At 67.0% G+C, this 19,083-nt stretch carries 13 protein-coding genes and 2 rRNA genes (1 of these 15 running past the window's edge); 5 read left to right on the top strand and 10 right to left on the bottom strand.

Translation table 11 applies throughout. From position 1 onward, the window contains the following. Positions 1-61 precede the first annotated feature (61 nt). The 3 genes from MYSTI_RS19840 to MYSTI_RS19830 all read right to left on the bottom strand — a co-directional run bounded on the left by MYSTI_RS19840 (position 62) and on the right by MYSTI_RS19830 (position 2,726). Positions 62-619 carry an AAA family ATPase gene (locus MYSTI_RS19840; protein ID WP_015349568.1) on the bottom strand — a complete coding sequence of 186 codons (558 nt, stop codon included), beginning with the start codon at positions 617-619 and terminating at the stop codon, positions 62-64. 225 nt (positions 620-844) lie between these two features. Continuing rightward, positions 845-1,882: a hypothetical protein gene (locus MYSTI_RS19835; protein WP_144370110.1), complete on the bottom strand. Its 1,038-nt coding sequence runs from the start codon at positions 1,880-1,882 to the stop codon at positions 845-847. A gap of 157 nt (positions 1,883-2,039) precedes the next feature. After that, a complete protein-coding gene (locus MYSTI_RS19830) occupies positions 2,040-2,726 on the bottom strand; it encodes a helix-turn-helix domain-containing protein (RefSeq protein ID WP_233278328.1) in 687 nt (228 codons plus the stop codon). Between the two features lie 289 nt (positions 2,727-3,015). Between MYSTI_RS19830 and MYSTI_RS19825 the strand changes: the two genes are divergently transcribed. After that, entirely contained in the window at positions 3,016-3,966 is a 951-nt protein-coding gene (locus MYSTI_RS19825; RefSeq protein ID WP_233278327.1) for a TolB-like translocation protein, read from the top strand. A gap of 90 nt (positions 3,967-4,056) precedes the next feature. On the opposite strand, the gene MYSTI_RS19820 is transcribed toward MYSTI_RS19825, so the two are convergent. Further along, positions 4,057-5,022, bottom strand: coding sequence for an AraC family transcriptional regulator (locus MYSTI_RS19820; protein ID WP_044280911.1), 966 nt, complete (start codon positions 5,020-5,022; stop codon positions 4,057-4,059). Positions 5,023-5,179: 157 nt separating this feature from the next. On the opposite strand from MYSTI_RS19820, the gene MYSTI_RS19815 reads away from it, so the two are divergent. Together MYSTI_RS19815 and MYSTI_RS19810 are read left to right on the top strand one after the other, a co-directional pair. Next, positions 5,180-6,067, top strand: coding sequence for an NmrA family NAD(P)-binding protein (locus tag MYSTI_RS19815; protein ID WP_015349563.1), 888 nt, complete (start codon positions 5,180-5,182; stop codon positions 6,065-6,067). Positions 6,068-6,082: 15 nt separating this feature from the next. Beyond that, complete coding sequence (locus tag MYSTI_RS19810; RefSeq protein ID WP_015349562.1) at positions 6,083-6,562, top strand: anthrone oxygenase family protein; 480 nt, start codon at positions 6,083-6,085, stop codon at positions 6,560-6,562. A 15-nt stretch (positions 6,563-6,577) separates the two neighbouring features. Here MYSTI_RS19810 and MYSTI_RS19805 read toward each other — a convergent pair whose 3' ends face one another. The 4 genes from MYSTI_RS19805 to mutS all read right to left on the bottom strand — a co-directional run bounded on the left by MYSTI_RS19805 (position 6,578) and on the right by mutS (position 12,822). Then, complete coding sequence (locus MYSTI_RS19805; RefSeq protein ID WP_015349561.1) at positions 6,578-8,380, bottom strand: N-acetylmuramoyl-L-alanine amidase; 1,803 nt, start codon at positions 8,378-8,380, stop codon at positions 6,578-6,580. 90 nt (positions 8,381-8,470) lie between these two features. Further along, a complete protein-coding gene (locus MYSTI_RS19800; RefSeq protein ID WP_015349560.1) occupies positions 8,471-9,235 on the bottom strand; it encodes a DUF3592 domain-containing protein in 765 nt (254 codons plus the stop codon). A gap of 55 nt (positions 9,236-9,290) precedes the next feature. Continuing rightward, on the bottom strand, positions 9,291-9,962 hold the full coding sequence (locus MYSTI_RS19795; RefSeq protein WP_015349559.1) for a hypothetical protein: 672 nt from the start codon (positions 9,960-9,962) through the stop codon (positions 9,291-9,293). Positions 9,963-10,038: 76 nt separating this feature from the next. Then, entirely contained in the window at positions 10,039-12,822 is a 2,784-nt protein-coding gene (gene mutS, locus MYSTI_RS19790) for a DNA mismatch repair protein MutS (protein ID WP_015349558.1), read from the bottom strand. A 149-nt stretch (positions 12,823-12,971) separates the two neighbouring features. Here mutS and nhaA point away from each other — a divergent pair, with 149 nt between their 5' ends. After that, complete coding sequence (nhaA, locus tag MYSTI_RS19785; protein WP_015349557.1) at positions 12,972-14,327, top strand: Na+/H+ antiporter NhaA; 1,356 nt, start codon at positions 12,972-12,974, stop codon at positions 14,325-14,327. A 28-nt stretch (positions 14,328-14,355) separates the two neighbouring features. After that, entirely contained in the window at positions 14,356-16,047 is a 1,692-nt protein-coding gene (locus MYSTI_RS19780) for an ABC1 kinase family protein (protein ID WP_015349556.1), read from the top strand. 101 nt (positions 16,048-16,148) lie between these two features. Here the strand turns inward: MYSTI_RS19780 and rrf are convergent. Together rrf and MYSTI_RS19770 are read right to left on the bottom strand one after the other, a co-directional pair. After that, positions 16,149-16,265 (bottom strand): 5S ribosomal RNA (gene rrf, locus MYSTI_RS19775). A 162-nt stretch (positions 16,266-16,427) separates the two neighbouring features. Beyond that, positions 16,428-19,083, bottom strand: a 23S ribosomal RNA gene (locus MYSTI_RS19770); it runs 307 nt beyond the window's last position.

Here is a 19,083-nt window from a genome sequence, read left to right as displayed (position 1 = left end):
GCTCCCTCGGGACGGGGGATGCCGGCCAGGTGTACGTCCGGGTAGGGGCTCGCCTGCTCCCTTACTTCAGCCGGAATCGGCCGGAGAGGAGCCCCGTCCGCACCATCCCGAGGGTCTCTTCCAGCGAGACGGTGCTGGTGTCGAGCACGTGCTGCTCGAGCGTGCCCAGCTCGCCGAACTGCGCATGGAGTGACTCGTACGGCGTGTAGTCCGCGACGGGAGCCTCCGCGCGACTCCGGGCCCGGACGCGGGCCGCGTCGACGGAGGGCCGCAGCACGACGTAGTCGAGCGCGACCTTGGCGTCCCGAGCAACGTCCTTCCAGATGTCCAGGAACCAAGGCCCGACAATCCAATCGAGCACCGTGAAGTAGCCGTTGGCGGAGAACGCCGTCGCCGCACGCGCCAGGGCCAGGCTCAAGGTGCGGTTCTGCGGCCCGGACTCTGGCAGACAGGGGTCCACATAGCCGGAGCGGATGTAGCGGAGGAAGTCGTCACCATGGACGTGGACGCCCCCTGGCGGTGGCGCGTGCTCCGCGAGGCGTCGCGCGAGCGTCGACTTCCCCGCCCCGGGAGGACCACTCACAATCACGAGTCGGCGTTCGTGCGTGTTCGTGCTCATCGCCAGGAGCGTACTCGACGGGGGAGCGGGAAGCGCGTCAGCTCCTGGATGGCTGCGACGTCAGGGAATCTCGAGCACGCCCGGCCGAAAAGGTCCCACAAGCGTTACGGTTCAACTCCGTATACCTCCCTCATCGGGGGGCATCCGCCGACGGTTCGGCACCTGATTCATAATCAGACACCTCGACCTCTTCACTCGGGCGTGCTCATTCCCTTGCCCTGAAGCCTATCGCGCGGCGTGACGCAGGAGCGCCTGGACCGTGTCCCTGACAGGTCCCCGAGCCTCCCGAGCCACCGCCTCCAGCATGTCCCGGATGCGCGCGAGTGTCGCCGCATCCAATCCCTCCAACAGACTCAAGGCCGCGTCTGCCTGTGCTGGGGCATCCCCAGACATGAGCTGCTGGTAGAGGAAGGACGCGGCCTCCTGGGGCGGCGCGCCCACGCGCAGCAGGGCCACGGCGGCGCAGGTGGCGACATCCTGGCTCTCGTCCTGGAGATGCCGGCGCAACGTGGCCACCGTGGTCAGCGACGACAATCGCCCCAGCCCCAGCAAGGAGATGGCCTCCAGGCGAATGGGCACCTGGGGGTCCTCGGCCATGCTGGACAAGACGGCATCCAGGGAGGTCAGGTCGAGCGCTGGATGGTCCTCGCGCCGCCGGTCCTCCAGCAGGCTCCGGAGCGACGTCAAGGCCAGGTATTGCCGAGCCCCCTCGGCGCGAGCCACCTGGTCGAACAGCGCGGGCAGCGCGACCTCGGGTGCCGCGGGGGCAAGTGAGCCCAAGGACTCGAGCGCCGCGCCAGCCACGGGCTCGACATCGTCGAGCATCGGGAGCAAGCGCGGAAGCAGCGACACCGCCCCCGGCCCCATGCGTCCCACGGCGCCGGCGGCGACCTTCCGCACCGACGCCCGCGCATGGCCGAGTGACTCCTCCAGCGCGCCCAGCGGCAAGGACGCCGCAAGGTAGAGATTCGCGACGAGCAGCGCCGCGTCATCCACCTCATGAGCATCCGCTGGAAGGCGGGACACGCCGGTCAGCACCGCGGCCAGCGCGGGCGCGGCCAGCTTCACGGGGGGCGGCCACCACGAGAGCTGGAGGAGCTGGAGGATGGGCCCCTGGGACACGGCTCCCTCCCGAGCCAGCTCCGCCAGCAACACCTCCGCCGCCCGCTCCCGCGTCGCCTCGTCGTCCGCGCAGAGGGCCTCGCCCAGCAGCTCGAGCGCTTGGGCGACGCGCCTCGAATCCGAGGCGGAAAGGAACGACACCCACTCCTCCATGGAACGGCCTCGGCTCACCCACACACCTCACGAAGCATCATGTTGCCCAAGGTAACCCAGCGGATTCGTCGCGCCCCCCACTTCATCGCGAGCCCACGCGAATCGCGGAAAGGGATGGCCGCCAGGGGCTCGGCGGGTCCCCCGCTCAGCTTCCCGCGCGCGAGCGATAGGCGCGGGGAGAAACACCAAACGTCCGCGTGAAGCTCGTCGTGAAGTGGGACAGGTCGCCGAAGCCCACCTCCAGGGCGATGTCCGTGATGCGCGCGCGGGTCATGCGAAGCGAGGCCGCGGCCAGGCGCAGCCTCGCGGCGATGACGTACTGCCTCGGCGTCTGCCCGGTCATCGCCCTGAACACGCGCAGGAAATGAAAGGTCGTCAGCCCCGCGACCTGGGCCAGGGCCTCCAAGGAACAATCCTCCGCCACATGGGCCTCGAGGTACCGCAGCACTCGAGAGACCCGCCTCGCCTGAGCATCCGACGCCACCGCCATCGCCCCTCCCCCACCTCGCCCCAGCGTCAGGGCCGCGTCCAGCACCGCGAGCACGGCCTCCCCTTGGGCGTCTTCGTCACCATGCGCCAAGGCCCGCTGAGCCAGCATGACGGCTTGCGCCGACCCAGCCGACGCGGGAACGCAGACCCGCTCGAAGGGACTGGCGCCTCGCACGCGGCCTCCCGATGCGCGCAGCGCGTCCTCCAGCAGCACCTCCGAACATTCGAAGACCACGGAGCGGTCCCCACCGTCATCGACGTGCCGGTACTCGTACGGCGCGCCCCGGTTGCCCAAGAGCAAGGCCCCGGGCCCCACCAGCGCCTCGCCCTCGCGCGAACGCACATGAAAGGCCCCGGAAAGCACCACGCTGACACTGAGCCGGGAATACTCGCCACCAAACGCGGGACTGTGAACGCCCGCATGACAGACGCAATCACTCACATCGAACGAGGACGTCGTGCTGAGCAGGTGATACCCCGGAGACGACCCTCGCCGGGCCACGTCCGGCGCAACATTCCCCAAGTTTCGCTTCATGGCGCGATGCTACCCCTGGCCTTCGTGGGACTGAATCGCCATCCAGGAGGGGCACGTGATGCAGGGGACGTGGTTGATGCGATGCGGGGTCTTGGGAATGGGTCTCTTCATCCTGAGCTGTGGTGCACATTCGGGACCAGGAACAGTCTCCGTCCCCAAGCCGCACGCGGCCTGCACACCGGAGCTGTATGGCGCGGGGCTCTTCACGACCGGAGCCTGGGACTTCTTCATGGCCTTCTCTCCGGACCAGCAGCGCATCCTCTTCGGCCGGGCCGACGACGCATTCGAGCGGTACACGCTGCTCGAGACACGCCGGACGCGAGAGGGACACTGGTCTGCGCCCCAGCGCCCTCGCTTCGCCACCGACTGGAGCAACGCGGATCCTCACGTGTCCCCGGATGGGCGCACGGTGTACTTCATCTCCAACCGGCCACAGCCGGGTGAGCCCGGGCCTCGCGCCTCGTATGACATCTGGACCGCGTCCCTGGGCGTGGATGGCGAATGGGGGGACGCGCAGCGACTCCCCGCGCCCGTCAATGACCCGAGCCGCGACGAGTGGTCTCCCGCCATCGCCGCGAACGGCAACCTCTACTTTGGAGGCGAGCGCGAAGGGACACTGGGAGGCAGCGACCTCTGGGTCTCCCGCTGGGTTGACGGTGCCTACCAGCCTCCGGAGAACCTGGGCGCGGCCATCAACTCCACCGTCCACGAGCTCGAACCGTGGATTGCGCCTGACGAGAGCTATCTCATCTTCAGCGCCCTGCGTCGGCAGGAGGGGCTCGGTGGCTATGACCTGTTCATCAGCCGCAAGGTGGACGGCGCCTGGGAACCCGCGAAGCGGCTCTGCGAGGGCATCAACACCCGCGCCAGCGAGTACAACCACAGCGTGTCCCCCGACGGGACGTGGCTCTACTTCAGCAGCACGCGGGCCTTCACCGGAGCGGTGGGCGAGCGCTTCGATGTGCCTCGGGATGACCGAAACCTCCAAGGCCTCGGCAACGGCACCGGCGACATGTACCGCATCCCCCTGATCGAGCTTGGTCTGTGAGGCCGGACCGGCCACTTCGACCACGTACACCTGGGCATCCGCCGCGTGGACTGAGTCCTCCGCCCACCAGGCCCCCACCCACGCACGTGCTCAGGCCCGCGAGAGTGGCGACACCGGGCCACTCTTGCGGACCGCGCCTGGCGACACGCCCATGAAGCGCTTGAAGGCGCGGCTGAAGGCCGCCTCGGACTGGTAGCCCATCCTGGCGGCGAGCTCTCCCAATCCAGGGCGCTCGTCCTTCAGCGAGTCGTGCGCGACATACATCCTCCATCGCGCCAGGTAGTGCATGGGCGGCTCGCCCACCAGCTTCGTGAAGCGCGCGGAGAACGCCGAGCGCGACATGGCGACGCGCGAGGCCAGCGAGGCCACCGTCCAGGGCTGGGTCGGCTCGCGATGGATGAGCGCGAGCGCCCGCCCCACCTCCGGGTCCTGGAGCGCGCCCAGCCACCCCGTCCGCGCGCTCGAGTCCTGTGCGATCCACTCGCGCAGAGCCTGCACCACCAGCACATCCGCGAGCCGGGTGATGACCGTCTCCCCTCCGGGTCGAAGCTCCTTCGCTTCGGCGGCCATGAAGCGCAGCGTGCTCTGGAGCCAATCCGTGCGCGGCGAATCCGACGGGTCCACGCGAATGAGGCGCGGCAACATCGAGACCAGGTGCCGCGCCGCGGGATGGTCCAGCCAGACCGCCCCGCAGATGAGCGTGGTGGGCGCACCGCCGCCCCCATGCCTCAGCACGGAGTAGCGCTCGCTCATGAGCTCCTCGGGCAACTCCTCGAGCCGCCGGGTCGCCCCGCCGCGCTCATGCGTCAAGCGATGCCCCTCCCCATGGGGGACCAGGGCGAAGGTCCCCGGCTGGAGCAGCTGGTCCTCCGCGCCCTCCGTCGCGAGCCAGCACTGGCCCGTCACGATGACGTGGAACATCACGCTGCCCTTCATCGCCGGAAGCTCGATGCCCCACGGCTCGGTCAGCTCCGAGCGGCAATAGAACATCCCGCTCATCCGCAAGAAGTGCAGGGCCTCGCCCAGGGGATCCACCGGAGGCGTCAAGTCCATCATGCCCCCGAGTATCCTCGTGAGCGCATCCATCGTCCAGGCATCCTGGATGAATGAGCATGAAACAGCGACTCATCATCATTGAGAGTCTCGACCCGAACCCCGATATTGGATTCCAGGCAAGCCAATGCCACGGGGCCTTCCGCCCCGAGGAGGACACATGTTGACGGTGATGGGTGCGACGGGAAACACGGGCAAGAAGGTCGTGGAGCTGTTGCTGGCGGCGGGCCAGCAGGTGCGCGCGCTGGGGCGTTCGGAGCCGCGGCTCGGGGCGCTCGCGGCCCAGGGCGCGGAGGTCCTCGCGGGAGATCCTGGTGATGCCGCGTTCCTCACGCGCGCCTTCCGAGGCGCCAGCGCGGTGTACGTGATGCTCCCCGCGGACCGCGAGTCGCCGGACTACCACGAGGCTCAGCGAGCCAAGGGCGAAGCCATCATCCAGGCCCTCCGCGAGAGTGGCGTGCGCCACGTCGTCGCGCTGAGCAGCCTGGGCGCGGACCAGCCGGAGGGCACCGGCCTGCTCGTCACGCTGCATGCCCAGGAGGAACGACTGAAGGCGCTCGAGAACACGAACATCCTGCTGCTGCGTCCTGCGTCCTTCTTCGAGAACTTCCTGGACGCCCTGCCCATCATCCAGCACCAGGGCATCAACGCGGATGCCGTCGAGCCGGACCACGCCATCCCGATGATTGCGTCCCGAGACATCGCCGAGGTCGCGGCACGAGCCCTCGTCCAGCGCGACTGGAGCGGCATCGTCGTCCGGGAGCTGCTCGGACAGCGTGACTTGAGCTACCGCGAGGCCACCCGGATTTTCGGGGCTCGCCTGGGACGACCGGAACTCGACTATGTCCAGCTTCCCCCCGAGGAGATGCGCCAGGCGATGGTCCAGGCCGGAATGTCCGAGACCTTCGCCGGGCTCTATGTCCAGATGACCCAGGCCTTCAACGAGGACCGGGTCCAACCTCGCGCGGGCAGGACGGCCGACAACACCACGCCCACGCGCTTCGAGGACTTCGTGGCCGGGCTCGCGCTCGACTCCGCGAACCCCTGACGAGGAGAGACAGACATGCTCGACACCGTGATTCCCACCCTGACCTGGGCGGCGGCCGTTGGCTGCGGCTTGATGGCGGGGGTCTTCTTCGCCTTCTCGACCTTCGTGATGAAGGGGCTGGAGCGGCTGCCCGCCGCCCAGGGCATCGCCGCCATGCAGGCCATCAACGTCGCCGCGGTGTCGGGCTTGTTCCTGGGAGTGTTAATGCTCACCGCGCTGGTCTGCGCGGGGCTGGCCGTGTCCTCGGGCTGGACGTGGGGCACGGAGGCCACGCGCTGGCGGCTCCTGGGGTGCGCGGCCTATCTCATCGGCGGCTTCGTGGTGACGGCGGCGTTCAACGTCCCGCGCAACAACCTGCTGGCCGCGCTGCAGGCGGACAGCCCCGGCGCCGCGCTCGACTGGGCGCGGTACCTGTCGGAGTGGACGGCCTGGAACCACGTCCGGACGGTGGCGTGCCTGGCGGCGGCGGTGCTCCTGGTCCGCTCGCTGCGCTGACCCGCGTCGCTCGGCTCAGTCGACCTTCGCGACACGACGGCGGTCGCCCAGGAACTCCTCCACACCGTGGGCAATCGCCTTGGCGACATCCGTCTGGTACGCGCCCGAGGCCAGCCGCTTCTCCTCTTCCAGGTTGGAGAGGAACGCGGTCTCCACCAGGATGGCCGGCATCTTCACGCCCAGGAGCACGTAGAACAGGGCCTCTTTGTGTCCCAGGCCCTTGATGTCCGAGTACTTCGTCGACAGCTCCGTCACCAGGCTGCGCTGCACCTGGCTCGCCAGCCGCGAGGACTCCTCCGTGTTCGCCTTCGTCGCCAGGTCCGCCAGGATGAACTGGAGGTCGCTGATGCCCTTCTCGGACGTCGCGTTCTCACGAGCGGCCAGGCGGATGGAGTAGCGGTCCGCGGACGTGTTGAGGGTGTAGGTCTCGATGCCGCGCAGCTTCCGGCTCGTCGCCGCGTTGCAGTGGATGGAGATGAACAGGTCCCCGCGCTCCGTGTTGGCGAACTTCGCGCGGTCCTCCAGCCGGATGAAGCGATCATCCTCACGCGTCAGCACCACCTCCAGCCCGCGCTCACGCAGCTCCTCCGCCAGCTTGAGCGAGATGGAGAGCGCCACTTCCTTCTCCCGAGTCCCCTCCTTGCCGATGGCACCCGAGTCGTGTCCGCCATGGCCCGGGTCGATGACCACGCGGCGGACCTTGAGGCCCAGCTGCTCGGCCAGCGTCAGCTCGGCGCGGCGCGACTGCTTCGCCACCGCCTTCAGCCGCGCCTGCGCCACTTCATCATCCACCGGACGCGTGACGGGCTTCGGCGGCTCGACCGCCGCGGGGGGCTCGGTGTTCTTGCGCGTCACGGCCGCGACCTGGACGGGCTCGGGCTCCACCCGGGCGGGCGTGGACGTCTTCGCAGGCGCCACCTCGGGGTGGGACTTCGGCTCGGCGGCGGCCGTGCGCACGGGCTCGGCGGGGGTCTCGGAGGTCTTCGACGCCACGGCGGCGGGTGCCTTGGACGGCTCCGCCTTCGAGTCGCGCTCCTTCGCCGCCAGCGCCGTCGCGACCGCTTCGTCCAGGCCCTTGCCCTCGCCCGACGACGCGCCGTTCGCGGGAACGTTCGGGTCCAGGCGGGGAATCATGGGGGACGGCTCGCGGGCGAGCTTCTCGATGGCGCCCACCAACGCGGACGCGGGCTTCTCCGGGGGAGGCTCGGCGCGAGCCACCGCGGTGCCCTTCTCGTCCTGCACCGACGTCGCCTTCGCGGGAGCCGTGGGCTTTCGAGACGGCACGGGCGCGGCGACGGGAGCCCCCTTCGGCGCGGGGAGCGAGGCCAGCAGCGCCTTCATCTCCTTCACCTGGTCGCCCTTGCTGTTGCCGCTCAGCGTGTCGGCCAGGACGCGGCGAGCATCCTCGGGGTGGTCCAGCCGGTGGACATGGATGCGCGCGAGCGCCAGCGCGGCGTCATCCGCCAGCCGGTGCTTCGGGTACTCCGTGCGCAGCTTCTCGTAGTCGGCGATGGCCGCCTTGAGGTCCTCCTCGACGAAGGAGATGCGGCTGAGCTCCTGGAGCAGCTCGCCCGCGGTGAAGAGGGCATCCGGCGCGCGCTCGGACTTGGGGTGGCTCTTCGCCACCGCCTGGAACTTGTGCACCACGTTGAGCCAGTGGTGACGCAGCTTGCGCCGGGCCGAGTCGTCCTTGAGCGTGTAGTACGCGCGACGCGCGCCCTGGTAGGCCGCTTCCGCCTCATCCCGCTTCGCTGCGCCCACCGTGCCCGGAACGAGCAACAGCAACAGGGGCAGTGCGAGCAAAAGGCGTGGGCACATGGGAAGGACCTCCGGCGTAACTGGGAGCTACAGGCGTGTGTCACACGGCCCCACGTCACCGGCAACTTTTCGGCCCGGCCCCCTCTGGGCTCAGCGCAGCCACCCCAGCACGCCCGCGAGGTCCTGGTCGATGACGCGCGCCCAGCCCGGCTCCCGAGGCACCACCGCCGCGAGCACCTTCGCGCCATTGCGCACCGGCGCCCGTCCGGGACGCACCCGCGCGCGGACCTCCATCTTGACGTCCTGCCGGAAGTAGTGCGCCGGGAAGGCCACCTCCCCCTTCGCATCCGGCAGAGGCCCGTCCGGCGTCAGCCACACCAAGGCGCCCAGCCGCAGCGGCTCCACCTCGGAGCGAACCAACCGCCGAGCCTCCCGGGTGAACAAGGCCACCGCCACCAGGGCCCCCACGGCCAGGCCCCAGGGCATCCACCCCATCCTCGAGGCCCGCGTGCGCGCATAGCCCGCCTCGCGAGGACGGTCCGGAGCCGCCGGGTCCACGAGCAGCTTCACCGCCGCCCCCTTCCCGAGCCCCTCCGCGAACTCCGCGAAGGTCGGCACGCCGGACACGGAGTGCTCCACCTCCTGGAAGGTGTAGAGCACCTCCAGGGTCCCCTCCGCGCCGTCTCGTGCATGGCGGGGAGGAAGGCGCGTGGCGACCACCACGCCGTCGACCTCCTCGGCGCGAGCGGCGAAGCCGTGCTCCTCGACGAAGAAGCGCCCCGCCCAGGTGGCCGCGGCCCCGAGGAGCGCCATGAAGAGCAGGCCCAGCACGGCGTCTCGCGCGAGTCGCCCCATCGCGCCGGGAACCTGCGTCAGTCGCACCTTCCGGGGTGCATGCGGAATGGCCAGTTGCATACAGCCCCGAGCCTACACGCGCGCCGGGCATCCGCCAGTCAGGCGCGCGCGGGAGTCACTCGCCCCGAGCGCGCTTCTGCGCCTCACCCAGTTGGAAGAAGAGGCTGCTCTCGCGAGAGGTGACTTCGTCGGCGACCCGCCAGCGACGGGCATACAGGTGCACGTCCTTCTCGACGCGAGTGCCCGTCCACACGAGGCCCTTGGCGGGAGGATTCGTGTACGGCCCACACAGGCCCATCGTCGAGCGGAAGCTCCCCTTGGCCGCGACGGTGATGCGCAGGGACAGCGGGCCCATGGGCGTCGCGGGGCGCGTCACGGTGATGACGTCCTGGTCGGGGGTGCGGATGATGACCAGGGCCTTCGTCGTCGTCACCTGGATCTCTCCGTCCTCACAGTCCAGCTTCGAGCCGTACTGAACGCCGGTGGCATCGACGGAGATGAGGCACCCCGACTCGCGATGCTTGAACGCCACGGCCGCGAGAATCGGAGCCCCCGCGCCCTCCGACATGCCCACCCGCATCTGCACGTGGCTCACCGCGCGAGTCAGCGTGTAGACCCCCGTCGGCTCGACGGAGAAGGGGTGGCCCGCGAGGGTGGTGACGCGCACGTCGGGCGTCACTTCGCACGTCGCCTCGGGGGTCGCGGGGGTGAGCTCCGGACGCTGCGCGAATGCGACGGATGAGACTCCGACCCAGAGCACCGCGAACCACTGACAGGATGTCTTCACTGGCCCCCCTTCGAGAGAGGCCAGGATTCTCACGGGGCACTCGCGGGGACGTCAACGCCCCGCGCCCCCCCGCGTGTCACCCGATGCTTCCGTCCAGCTCGCGCTGGAGCCGTGCCAGCAGGTTCAGCGCATCCAGGGGCGTCAGGTTGTTGATGGCCGCGGACTTCAGCGTCTCCAAGGCCTTCACGTGAGACGCGGGCAGCGCGGGTGCGGCGGGAACAGGGTCCGTCCCGAACAAGCCCAGCTGTCCCGGGGCCGGAGCCGAGGTCTTCTTCGGCGTCTGCCGCACCGCCACGCGAGGACGGCCCGCGTCGTCCAGCTCTCCCGACTCCAGGTTCTGGAGCAGCTCGCGCGCGCGGCCCACGACCTCCGAGGGCAGGCCCGCGAGCTTCGCCACCTCGATGCCGTAGGAGCGGCTGGCTCCACCGGGAATCAGCTTGCGCAGGAAGATGACCTTGCCGCCCTGCTCCTTGACGGCGATGCACAGGTTCTTCACCCGGCTGCGCTCGCGCGCCAGGTCCACCAGCTCGTGGTAGTGCGTGGCGAACAGCGTGCGCGCGCTCACGTGGTCGTGCAGGTGCTCCGCCACGGCCCACGCGATGGAGAGGCCGTCGAAGGTCGACGTGCCTCGGCCAATCTCATCCAGGATGATGAGGCTCTTGCGCGTGGCGTGGTGGAGGATGTGGCTGGTCTCGGTCATCTCCACCATGAAGGTGGACTGCCCGCGCGCCAGGTTGTCCGCCGCGCCCACGCGCGTGAAGATGCGGTCACACAGGCCGATGCGCGCCGACTTCGCGGGAACGAACGAGCCCGCCTGCGCCATCAGCGCCGTGAGCGCCACCTGCCGCATCACGGTGCTCTTGCCCGCCATGTTCGGGCCGGTGATGACCAGGAGCTGCCCGTCCTGCGGGTCCATGCGCACGTCGTTGGGGACGAAGGACTCGCCCGCGCCCAGCATCCGCTCCACCACGGGGTGCCGTCCGGAGGTGATGCTCAGCACCTCCGAGTCGTCCACCTCCGGCCGCGTGTAGCCATACTCGGAAGCACATCGCGCGAAGGACAAGAGCGCGTCCGACGCCGCCACCGCCTCCGCCGCCGAGCGGATGCGTGACGCCGCCGCCGCCACCTTCGCCCGAAGCTCCTCGAAGAGCTGGATCTCCAGGGCACACCGCCGCTCCTCCGCGGTGAGGACCTGCTCCTCGTGCTCCTTCAGCTCTTGCGTGACGAAGCGCTCCGCGCCCACCGTGGTCTGCTTGCGGATGTAGTCCGCCGGAACCAGGTGGAGGTTCGACTTCGTCACCTCGAGGTAGTAGCCGAAGACCTTGTTGTAGCGGATCTTCAGCGAGCCGATGCCGGTGCGCTCACGCTCGCGCTGCTCGATCTTCAGCAGCACGTCCTTGCCGGACGTGGACAGCTCCACCAGGTGGTCCAGCTCCGCGTGGTAGCCCTGGCGGATGAGGCCACCCTCCTTCAGCGTCACGGGGGGCTCGTCCACCACGGCGCGCGCCAGCAGCTCCGCCAGCTCCGGAAGCGCCGTCAGTGGGCCCGCGAGCGACTTGAGCAGGGACGTCTGGCACCGGGCCAGCGCGGCCCCCAGGCGAGGCAGCTGCGACAGGGAGACTCCGAGCGCTCGCAAATCCCTCGCGTTGCCCGCCCCGAGCGACAGCCGGCCCGTCAACCGCTCCAGGTCCGCCACTTCCTTGAGGATGCCGCTCAGCTCCTCGCGCCACACGCTGCGCGCGGACAGCTCCTCCACCGCGTCCAGCCGCGCGTGGATCTCCGGCAGCGAGCCCAGGGGCGAGGCGAGCCAGCGCGCGAGCTTGCGCGCCCCCATGCTCGTCACCGTCCGGTCCAGCACGCCCAGGAGCGAGCCCTTGCGCCCCCCATCCCGCTGGGAGCGCAGCACCTCCAGGTTGGCGCGGGAGGACTCATCCATCAGCAGGCTGCCCGAGCGCTCCTGCCGGCTGAGCCGGTCGATGTGCGCGGCGGGTGTCTTCTGCGTGTCCTTCAGGTAGCGCAGCGCCGCGCCGGCCGCCCCCGTGGCCATGGGCGAGTCATCCAGGCCGAAGGCGGACAGCGACTGCACGGCGAAGTGCGCGCGCAGGAAGACCGCCGCGCGTGTGGGGTCGAACGAGGCCGCTTCGCTCTCCGCGATGGACGGCGTGCGAGACAGCCGAGCGCAGATCTGCGTGACCTCCGGCGCATTGCGCTGTCCCGCGGCGACGAGGATCTCACGCGGCTCCACGCGTGAGAGGGACTCGGCCAGCTCCGCCGCGCTCGAGGCCTCCATCGCGAGGAACTCACCCGTGGACGCCTCCAGCAGCGCCCCACCCCAGCCGCGCTCGCTCCAGCACACGGCGGCCAGGAAATTGCTGTCGCGAGGCTCGAGCACCTCTTCGTCCAGCACCATGCCCGGGGTGATGACCCGCGTCACCTCGCGCCGGACGATGCCGGGGCCACTGCCGGCCTCCTCCACCTGCTCGCAGATGGCGACCTTGAGGCCCTCCGCGATGAGCCGCGCGATGTAGCGACGCGACGAGTGGTAGGGAATCCCGCACATGGGGATCTTGTCGGCGCCCTTGGCGCGGGCGGTCAGGGTGATCTGGAGGATCTCCGAGGCCTTCACGGCGTCCTCGAAGAACATCTCGTAGAAGTCCCCGAGCCGGAAGAAGAGCACCGTGTCCGGGTGCGACGCCTTCACCTCGAGGTACTGGCGCATCATGGGTGTCAGCGAGGCAATCTCCCTCGCGCCTGCCCCATCGCTCGCCTTCTCCCCTTCCGAGCCGACGTCGGGCGTCGGGTCCGCGGGAAGCTCCACCTCTGCTGCCTTGGCTGCCTTCGTCTGCTGCGTCACGGCCATCCTCGCCCTTCTCTCATGCCCCCACCCGTGGATCAACGAACGGCTCACCCTACCCGCCGAGTTCCCTATCACCCGGGGCCGACATTTCGACGAGGCGCGGGCCGAAAACGGGTGCATGCCCCCCAGGTGCATGCCATGGGTTTTGGGTCATGGAGACACCCACGAACACGAACGCCCCCCGGCCCCGCAACCCGGCGCCCGTGCCCGCTCTCTTCCGGGTCGCCATCGCACCGCTGCAGGCCTTCTTCCGCCTCCAGGCGAGCAGCGGCATCCTCCTGGCGCTCTGCGCCGTGGTGGCCATGGTCTGGGCCAACTCCCGGTGGGCCTCGTCGTATGTCGACCTCTTCGGCGCCCGCCTGGAGCTCGGCGTGGCAGGCTCGCAGGTCTCGTTCACTTTCCAGCAGCTCATCAACGATGGCTTGATGACGCTGTTCTTCTTCCTGGTCGGCATGGAGGTCAAGCGAGAGCTGAGCTCCGGTGAGCTGCGCACGTTGTCGCGCGCGATGCTCCCGCTCATCGCCGCGGTGGGAGGCATGGTGGTGCCCGCGGGGCTCTACGCGGCCATCAACGCGGGCACTCCCGCCATGGCGGGCTGGGCCATCCCCATGGCCACGGACATCGCCTTCGCCATCGGCTGCCTCACGCTGGTCAAGGCGCGCGTGGGCCACGGGCTGGTCGTCTTCCTCACGGCGCTGGCCATCTTCGACGACATCGGCGGCATCCTCGTCATCGCGATGTTCTACGGCACCGGCCTCCACGCGGAGTGGCTGCTCGCGGCCGCCGCGGTGGTGGGGCTCCTGTTGGCCTTCAACCGCTTCTACGTCCGCAACGGCCTGTGGTGGCTCCTGGGCGGCGTGGCGCTCTGGTACACGATGCACCACGGGGGCATCCACGCGACGCTCGCGGGCGTGGTGGTGGGCCTGTGCATTCCAGCACGCCCCACGCGCCCGGGCCGGGACGTGATGGAGGAGCTGTCCATCTACGTCCAGGGCAGCATCGCGAAGGCCGAGGACGAGTCGATGCGGAGCGCGCAGCTGCTCTACATCGAGGAGCGGCTGGAGGAGCTGGAGCCGCCCCTCAACCGCTTCGAGCACCTGTGGCACTCGTGGGTGGCCTACGGAATCGTTCCCCTGTTCGCGCTGGCCAACTCGGGCATCTCGCTGGAGGGCATGGGCTGGGCGGACCTGCTGGCGCCGCTGCCGCTGGGCATCATCGTGGGCCTCTTCGTGGGCAAGCAGGTGGGCATCTTCGCCTTCACGCTGGCGGCAGTGAAGGCGGGGGTCTCCGAGATGCCCGGTGGAGGCAGCCTGGTGCGACTGCATGGCGTGTCCGTGGTGGCCGGCATCGGCTTCACGGTGGCGCTGTTCGTCGCGGGGCTGGCCTTCGCGGGGCAGCCGGAGCTGCTCACGGAGGCGAAGCTGGGCATCCTGGTGGGCTCGCTGTTGTCGGCGGTGGTGGGCTATGCCTTGCTTCGGTTCGTGGCGAAGCCCGTGACACCGGCGTAACGTCGCGCCCGAGGAGACAGATTCCCGCGTGATTCTCCAGGACCTCAATCGTGTGCGGCAGATCACCGTCATCGCGGCTCGCCATGGCTTTGGCGAGGTCCTGGAGCGCGCGGGCCTCTGGCGCATCCTGGGACGCAAGGAGAAGGTGGAGGTGTCGCCGGAGGCGCAGCGAGCGTCCACGGCACGGCGCTTCCGGATGCTCCTGAACGACCTGGGGCCCACGTTCGTCAAGCTGGGCCAGGTGCTGTCCACCCGGGCGGACCTCCTGCCCGCGGAGTTCATCGACGAGCTGTCGCTGCTCCAGGACAACGTGGACCCCATTCCGCTGGAGCAGATCCACGCGCAGATTCGCGACTCGTTGGGCAAGGACGCGAAGGAGCTGTTCAAGCAGATTGACGAAGTGCCGCTGGCCGCGGCCTCCATCGCCCAGGTGCACCGCGCGGTGACGCTGGAGGGGGATGAGGTGGTGGTGAAGGTCCAGCGGCCGGGCATCGCCGCGAACATCGACTCCGACCTCGCGGTGCTGCGCAACCTGGCGCGGCTGTTGGAGGCGGTGGTCGAGGAGACGGGCATCTACACGCCCACCGGCATCGTCGACGAGTTCGACCGGGCGATTCACGAGGAGCTCGACTTCGTCAACGAGGCGACCAACATCCGGGCGTTCCTGGAGAACCACCGGGAGCGGCCCTACCTCAAGATTCCCAAGGTGTACTCGTCGCTGTCGAGCCGCACGGTGCTCACGCTGGAGTTCATCCGCGGGGTGAAGATCAACCAGGCGGAGCTCTCCGACGAGGACCGGAAGACGATTGCGCAGCACATCCTCGAGGCGAGCTTCCGGCAGCTCTTCGACGATGGGTTGTTCCACGGAGACCCGCACCCCGGGAACCTGCTGCTGCTGGAGGGCAACCGGCTGGCGCTGCTCGACTTCGGAATCGTGGGGCGGCTGTCGAGACCGATGCAGGAGACGCTGGTGATGCTGTGCCTGGCGGTGGCGCTGAAGGACAGCGACTCGGTGGCGCGCATCCTCTACCGGGTGGGAGTGCCCGACGCGCGGGCCAACCTGGTGGGGTTCCGCAACGACATCGAGGGCATCCTGGGGCAGCACCTGCCGACGACGTTAGGCCAGGTGGATACACGCTCCCTGCTGAGGGACCTGTTGGACCTGGCGGTGAAGTACCGCATCCGGATTCCCAAGGAGTACGCAATCTTGAGCCGGGCCTCGGTGTCCACCGAGGGCATGCTGCGCAGCCTGTACCCCGAGATGAACATCATCGAGGTGGTGCTGCCCTACGCGAAGGAGCTGCTCGCGGGCCGGTATGACCCGATGCAGTTGCAGGGCGGACTGATGCGGACGCTCTTGCGGCTTCAGTCGATGGCGGCGGACCTGCCGACCCAGCTGTCGCAGATCCTCCTCGACATGGAGTCCGGCAAGTTCACCGTGACGGTGCGAGCGGACCAGTTCGAGAAGCTGAACGAGAACCTGCGCAGCGCCGCCGTGATTGCGTTCATGGGGCTGTGCGCCTGTGGCTTCATCGTGGGCGCGTTCATCTCGTTCGCCCCCAAGCCGTGGATGTACGGGAACATCCCGGTGATGGGCGCCGTGGGCATCGCCCTGGCCGCGGGCCTCTTTGGCGCGGCCATCACTTGGTACCTCTTCGGCGGACGCGGACTGGGCAAGGTGCGCCTGAGCCGGTTCCTGAAGGCACCGAAGCGGAAGTAGCGAGGAGCTTCACGCCACGGTTCGCGTAGATCCTTGAGACACAGGGCCCAGAAAAGAGAAAAGCCCCCGTCGCACGAGGCGACGAGGGCTTCTCAAAAAGAATCCGGCAGCGACCTACTCTCCCACGCGGTTTCCCGCGGAGTACCATCGGCTCTGGAGGGCTTAACTTCCGTGTTCGGGATGGGAACGGGTGTGACCCCTCCGACATTGCCACCGGAAAACTAGAAGACAGTGCATACGAAGGGTAAGTTGCAGCATTCTGCGAGTACAAGCCTCGCTGTGCGTTAGTGTTTCTTCCGGGGGAATGCACAGTGGCATTCCAGCCTCGGCCTTGGCCCCGAGTCCCTTACTCCCCTGTAGGGGGCGCGCAAGAGATAGGGGGAAGTAAGCCTCTCGACCAATTAGTACTGGTTAGCTCAACGCGTTACCGCGCTTACACACCCAGCCTATCAACGTCGTAGTCTTCGACGGGTCTTCAGGGGCTTGCGCCCGGGATACCTGGTCTTGAGGTCGGTTTCCCGCTTAGATGCTTTCAGCGGTTATCCAATCGGCACATGGCTACCCAGCGATGCCTCTGGCGAGACAACTGGTACACCAGCGGTGCCTCCAACCCGGTCCTCTCGTACTAAGGTCAGAGCCTCTCAAGTATCCTACGCCCACAGCAGATAGGGACCAAACTGTCTCACGACGTTTTGAACCCAGCTCGCGTACCGCTTTAATTGGCGAACAGCCAAACCCTTGGGACCTGCTCCAGCCCCAGGATGCGATGAGCCGACATCGAGGTGCCAAACCTCCCCGTCGATGTGAACTCTTGGGGGAGATAAGCCTGTTATCCCCGGAGTACCTTTTATCCGTTGAGCGATGGCCCTTCCATTCAGGACCACCGGATCACTATGACCTGCTTTCGCACCTGCTCGACGTGTCCGTCTCGCAGTCAAGCTCCCTTATGCCATTGCACTCGCCGCCCGGTTTCCAATCGGGCTGAGGGAACCATCGCGCGCCTCCGTTACTCTTTGGGAGGCGACCGCCCCAGTCAAACTACCCACCAGACAGTGTCCCAATCCCGGCTAACGGGACATGGTTAGACACCAGAAATCAACAGGGTGGTATTTCACCGTTGCCTCCACCGAACCTAGCGGCCCGGCTTCAAAGGCTCCCACCTATCCTACACAGTCAATCCCTAGTGTCACTGTCAAGTTATAGTAAAGGTTCACGGGGTCTTTCCGTCTTGCTGCGGGTAAACTGCATCGGCACAGCTATTTCAATTTCGCTGAGTCCCTCTCCGAGACAGCGCGGAAGTCGTTACTCCATTCGTGCAGGTCGGAACTTACCCGACAAGGAATTTCGCTACCTTAGGACCGTTATAGTTACGGCCGCCGTTTACTGGGGCTTCGGATCATCGCTTCGCCTTGCGGCTGACGAATCCCCTTAACCTTCCAGCACCGGGCAGGAGTCAGACCCTATACGTCGGCTTGTCGCCTTCGCAGAGTCCTGTGTTTTTGGTAAACAGTCGCTACCGCCATTTCTCTGCAACCTCTATCAGCTCCGGCTGTACGCCTTCACCTACCAGAGGCCCACCTTCTTCCGAAGTTACGGTGGAAATTTGCCTAGTTCCTTGGAGGAGAGTTCTCTCAAGCGCCTTAGGATTTTCTCCTCACCCACCTGTGTCGGTTTACGGTACGGACACCCTGCAAGCTCCCTACGGGACTTTTCTTGGAAGCAGAGCATCAACGACTTACCCCTTACGGGGCGCCATAAGGTCTCGAGGATGACTGCCGCGCCTTTATTCGTACGCGACACCCCTACGCCTTTAGACTGACACAACCGCCGGTCAGCTCGTCTAGCTTTCTCCGTCCTCCCTTAGTTCAACGCTTGCAAGATGGCGCGGGAATATTAACCCGCTTTCCATCATCTACGCCTTTCGGCCTCGACTTAGGTTCCGGCTAACCCTGGGAAGATTAACTTGACCCAGGAAACCTTGGGTTTACGGCGAGGGGGTTTCTCACCCCCTTTATCGCTACTCATTTCGGCATCAGCACTCCCAGTCGCTCCAGCCGCCCTTCCGGTCGACCTTCGCTGCAACTGGGACGCTCCCCTACCGCCACACGCTTTACGTGTGACCCGAAGCTTCGGCACTAGTCTTGAGCCCCGTTACATTTTCGGCGCGGCCTGTCTTGACCAGTGAGCTATTACGCTTTCTTTAAAGGATGGCTGCTTCTAAGCCAACCTCCTGGTTGTCAATGACCTGCCACATCCTTTCTAGTGTTCACTTAGACTAGATTTGGGGGCCTTAGCTGTCGGTCTGGGTTATTCCCCTCTTGCCAATGGACGTTATCACCCACTGACTGCGTCCCGGATTAACAATTACTGGCATTCGGAGTTTGGTACGGTTTGGTAATCTGGTGAGACCCCTAGCCGTTCCAGTGCTCTACCTCCAGTATTGAATTGTCCGAGCCGATACCTAAATATCTTTCGGGGAGAACCAGCTATCACGGAGTTTGATTGGCCTTTCACCCCTACACACAGCTCATCTCAGAAATTTTCAACTTTCATGAGTTCGGTCCTCCATGCGGTGTTACCCGCACTTCAACCTGGCCATGTGTAGATCACCCCGCTTCGGGTTATAATACACGCAACTATTCGCCCTTTTAGGACTCGCTTTCGCTCCGGCTCCACCTATCGGCTTAGCCTCGCTACGTATATTAAGTCGCCGAATCATGATGCAAAAGGTACGCTCTCGCTCTGGCTTGCGCCGTAGAGCTCGAACTGCTTGTAGACATGCGGTTTCAGGTTCTTTGGACTCCCCTTGCCGGGGTTCTTTTCACCTTTCCCTCGCGGTACTAGTTCACTATCGGTCGCCAAGGAGTATTTAGCCTTACCGGATGGTCCCGGCTGATTCAGACAGGATTGCACGTGTCCCGTCTTACTTGGGTAACCCACTCAGCTCCAACCAGCTTTCGCGTACGCGGCTATCACGCTCTTTGGCGCCTCTTTCCAGAGGCTTCCGCTAGCCAGTCAAAGTCCTACCGTGGACCC

Source organism: Myxococcus stipitatus DSM 14675 (assembly GCF_000331735.1).
In the GTDB taxonomy this organism is placed as follows: Bacteria; Myxococcota; Myxococcia; order Myxococcales; family Myxococcaceae; genus Myxococcus; species Myxococcus stipitatus.
Note: the sequence above shows the minus strand (reverse complement) of the source record. Positions and strands in the feature narration are given on the sequence as shown.

What these genes read in the sequence shown, in the direction of transcription:
- nhaA (WP_015349557.1), top strand. Translation starts at nt 12,972, where the DNA reads ATGGAGACACCCACGAACACGAACGCCCCCCGGCCCCGCAACCCGGCG.
- MYSTI_RS19800 (WP_015349560.1), bottom strand. Translation starts at nt 9,235, where the DNA reads ATGCAACTGGCCATTCCGCATGCACCCCGGAAGGTGCGACTGACGCAG.
- MYSTI_RS19810 (WP_015349562.1), top strand. Translation starts at nt 6,083, where the DNA reads ATGCTCGACACCGTGATTCCCACCCTGACCTGGGCGGCGGCCGTTGGC.
- MYSTI_RS19805 (WP_015349561.1), bottom strand. Translation starts at nt 8,380, where the DNA reads ATGTGCCCACGCCTTTTGCTCGCACTGCCCCTGTTGCTGTTGCTCGTT.
- MYSTI_RS19840 (WP_015349568.1), bottom strand. Translation starts at nt 619, where the DNA reads ATGAGCACGAACACGCACGAACGCCGACTCGTGATTGTGAGTGGTCCT.
- mutS (WP_015349558.1), bottom strand. Translation starts at nt 12,822, where the DNA reads ATGGCCGTGACGCAGCAGACGAAGGCAGCCAAGGCAGCAGAGGTGGAG.
- MYSTI_RS19820 (WP_044280911.1), bottom strand. Translation starts at nt 5,022, where the DNA reads ATGATGGACTTGACGCCTCCGGTGGATCCCCTGGGCGAGGCCCTGCAC.
- MYSTI_RS19825 (WP_233278327.1), top strand. Translation starts at nt 3,016, where the DNA reads ATGGGTCTCTTCATCCTGAGCTGTGGTGCACATTCGGGACCAGGAACA.
- MYSTI_RS19815 (WP_015349563.1), top strand. Translation starts at nt 5,180, where the DNA reads ATGTTGACGGTGATGGGTGCGACGGGAAACACGGGCAAGAAGGTCGTG.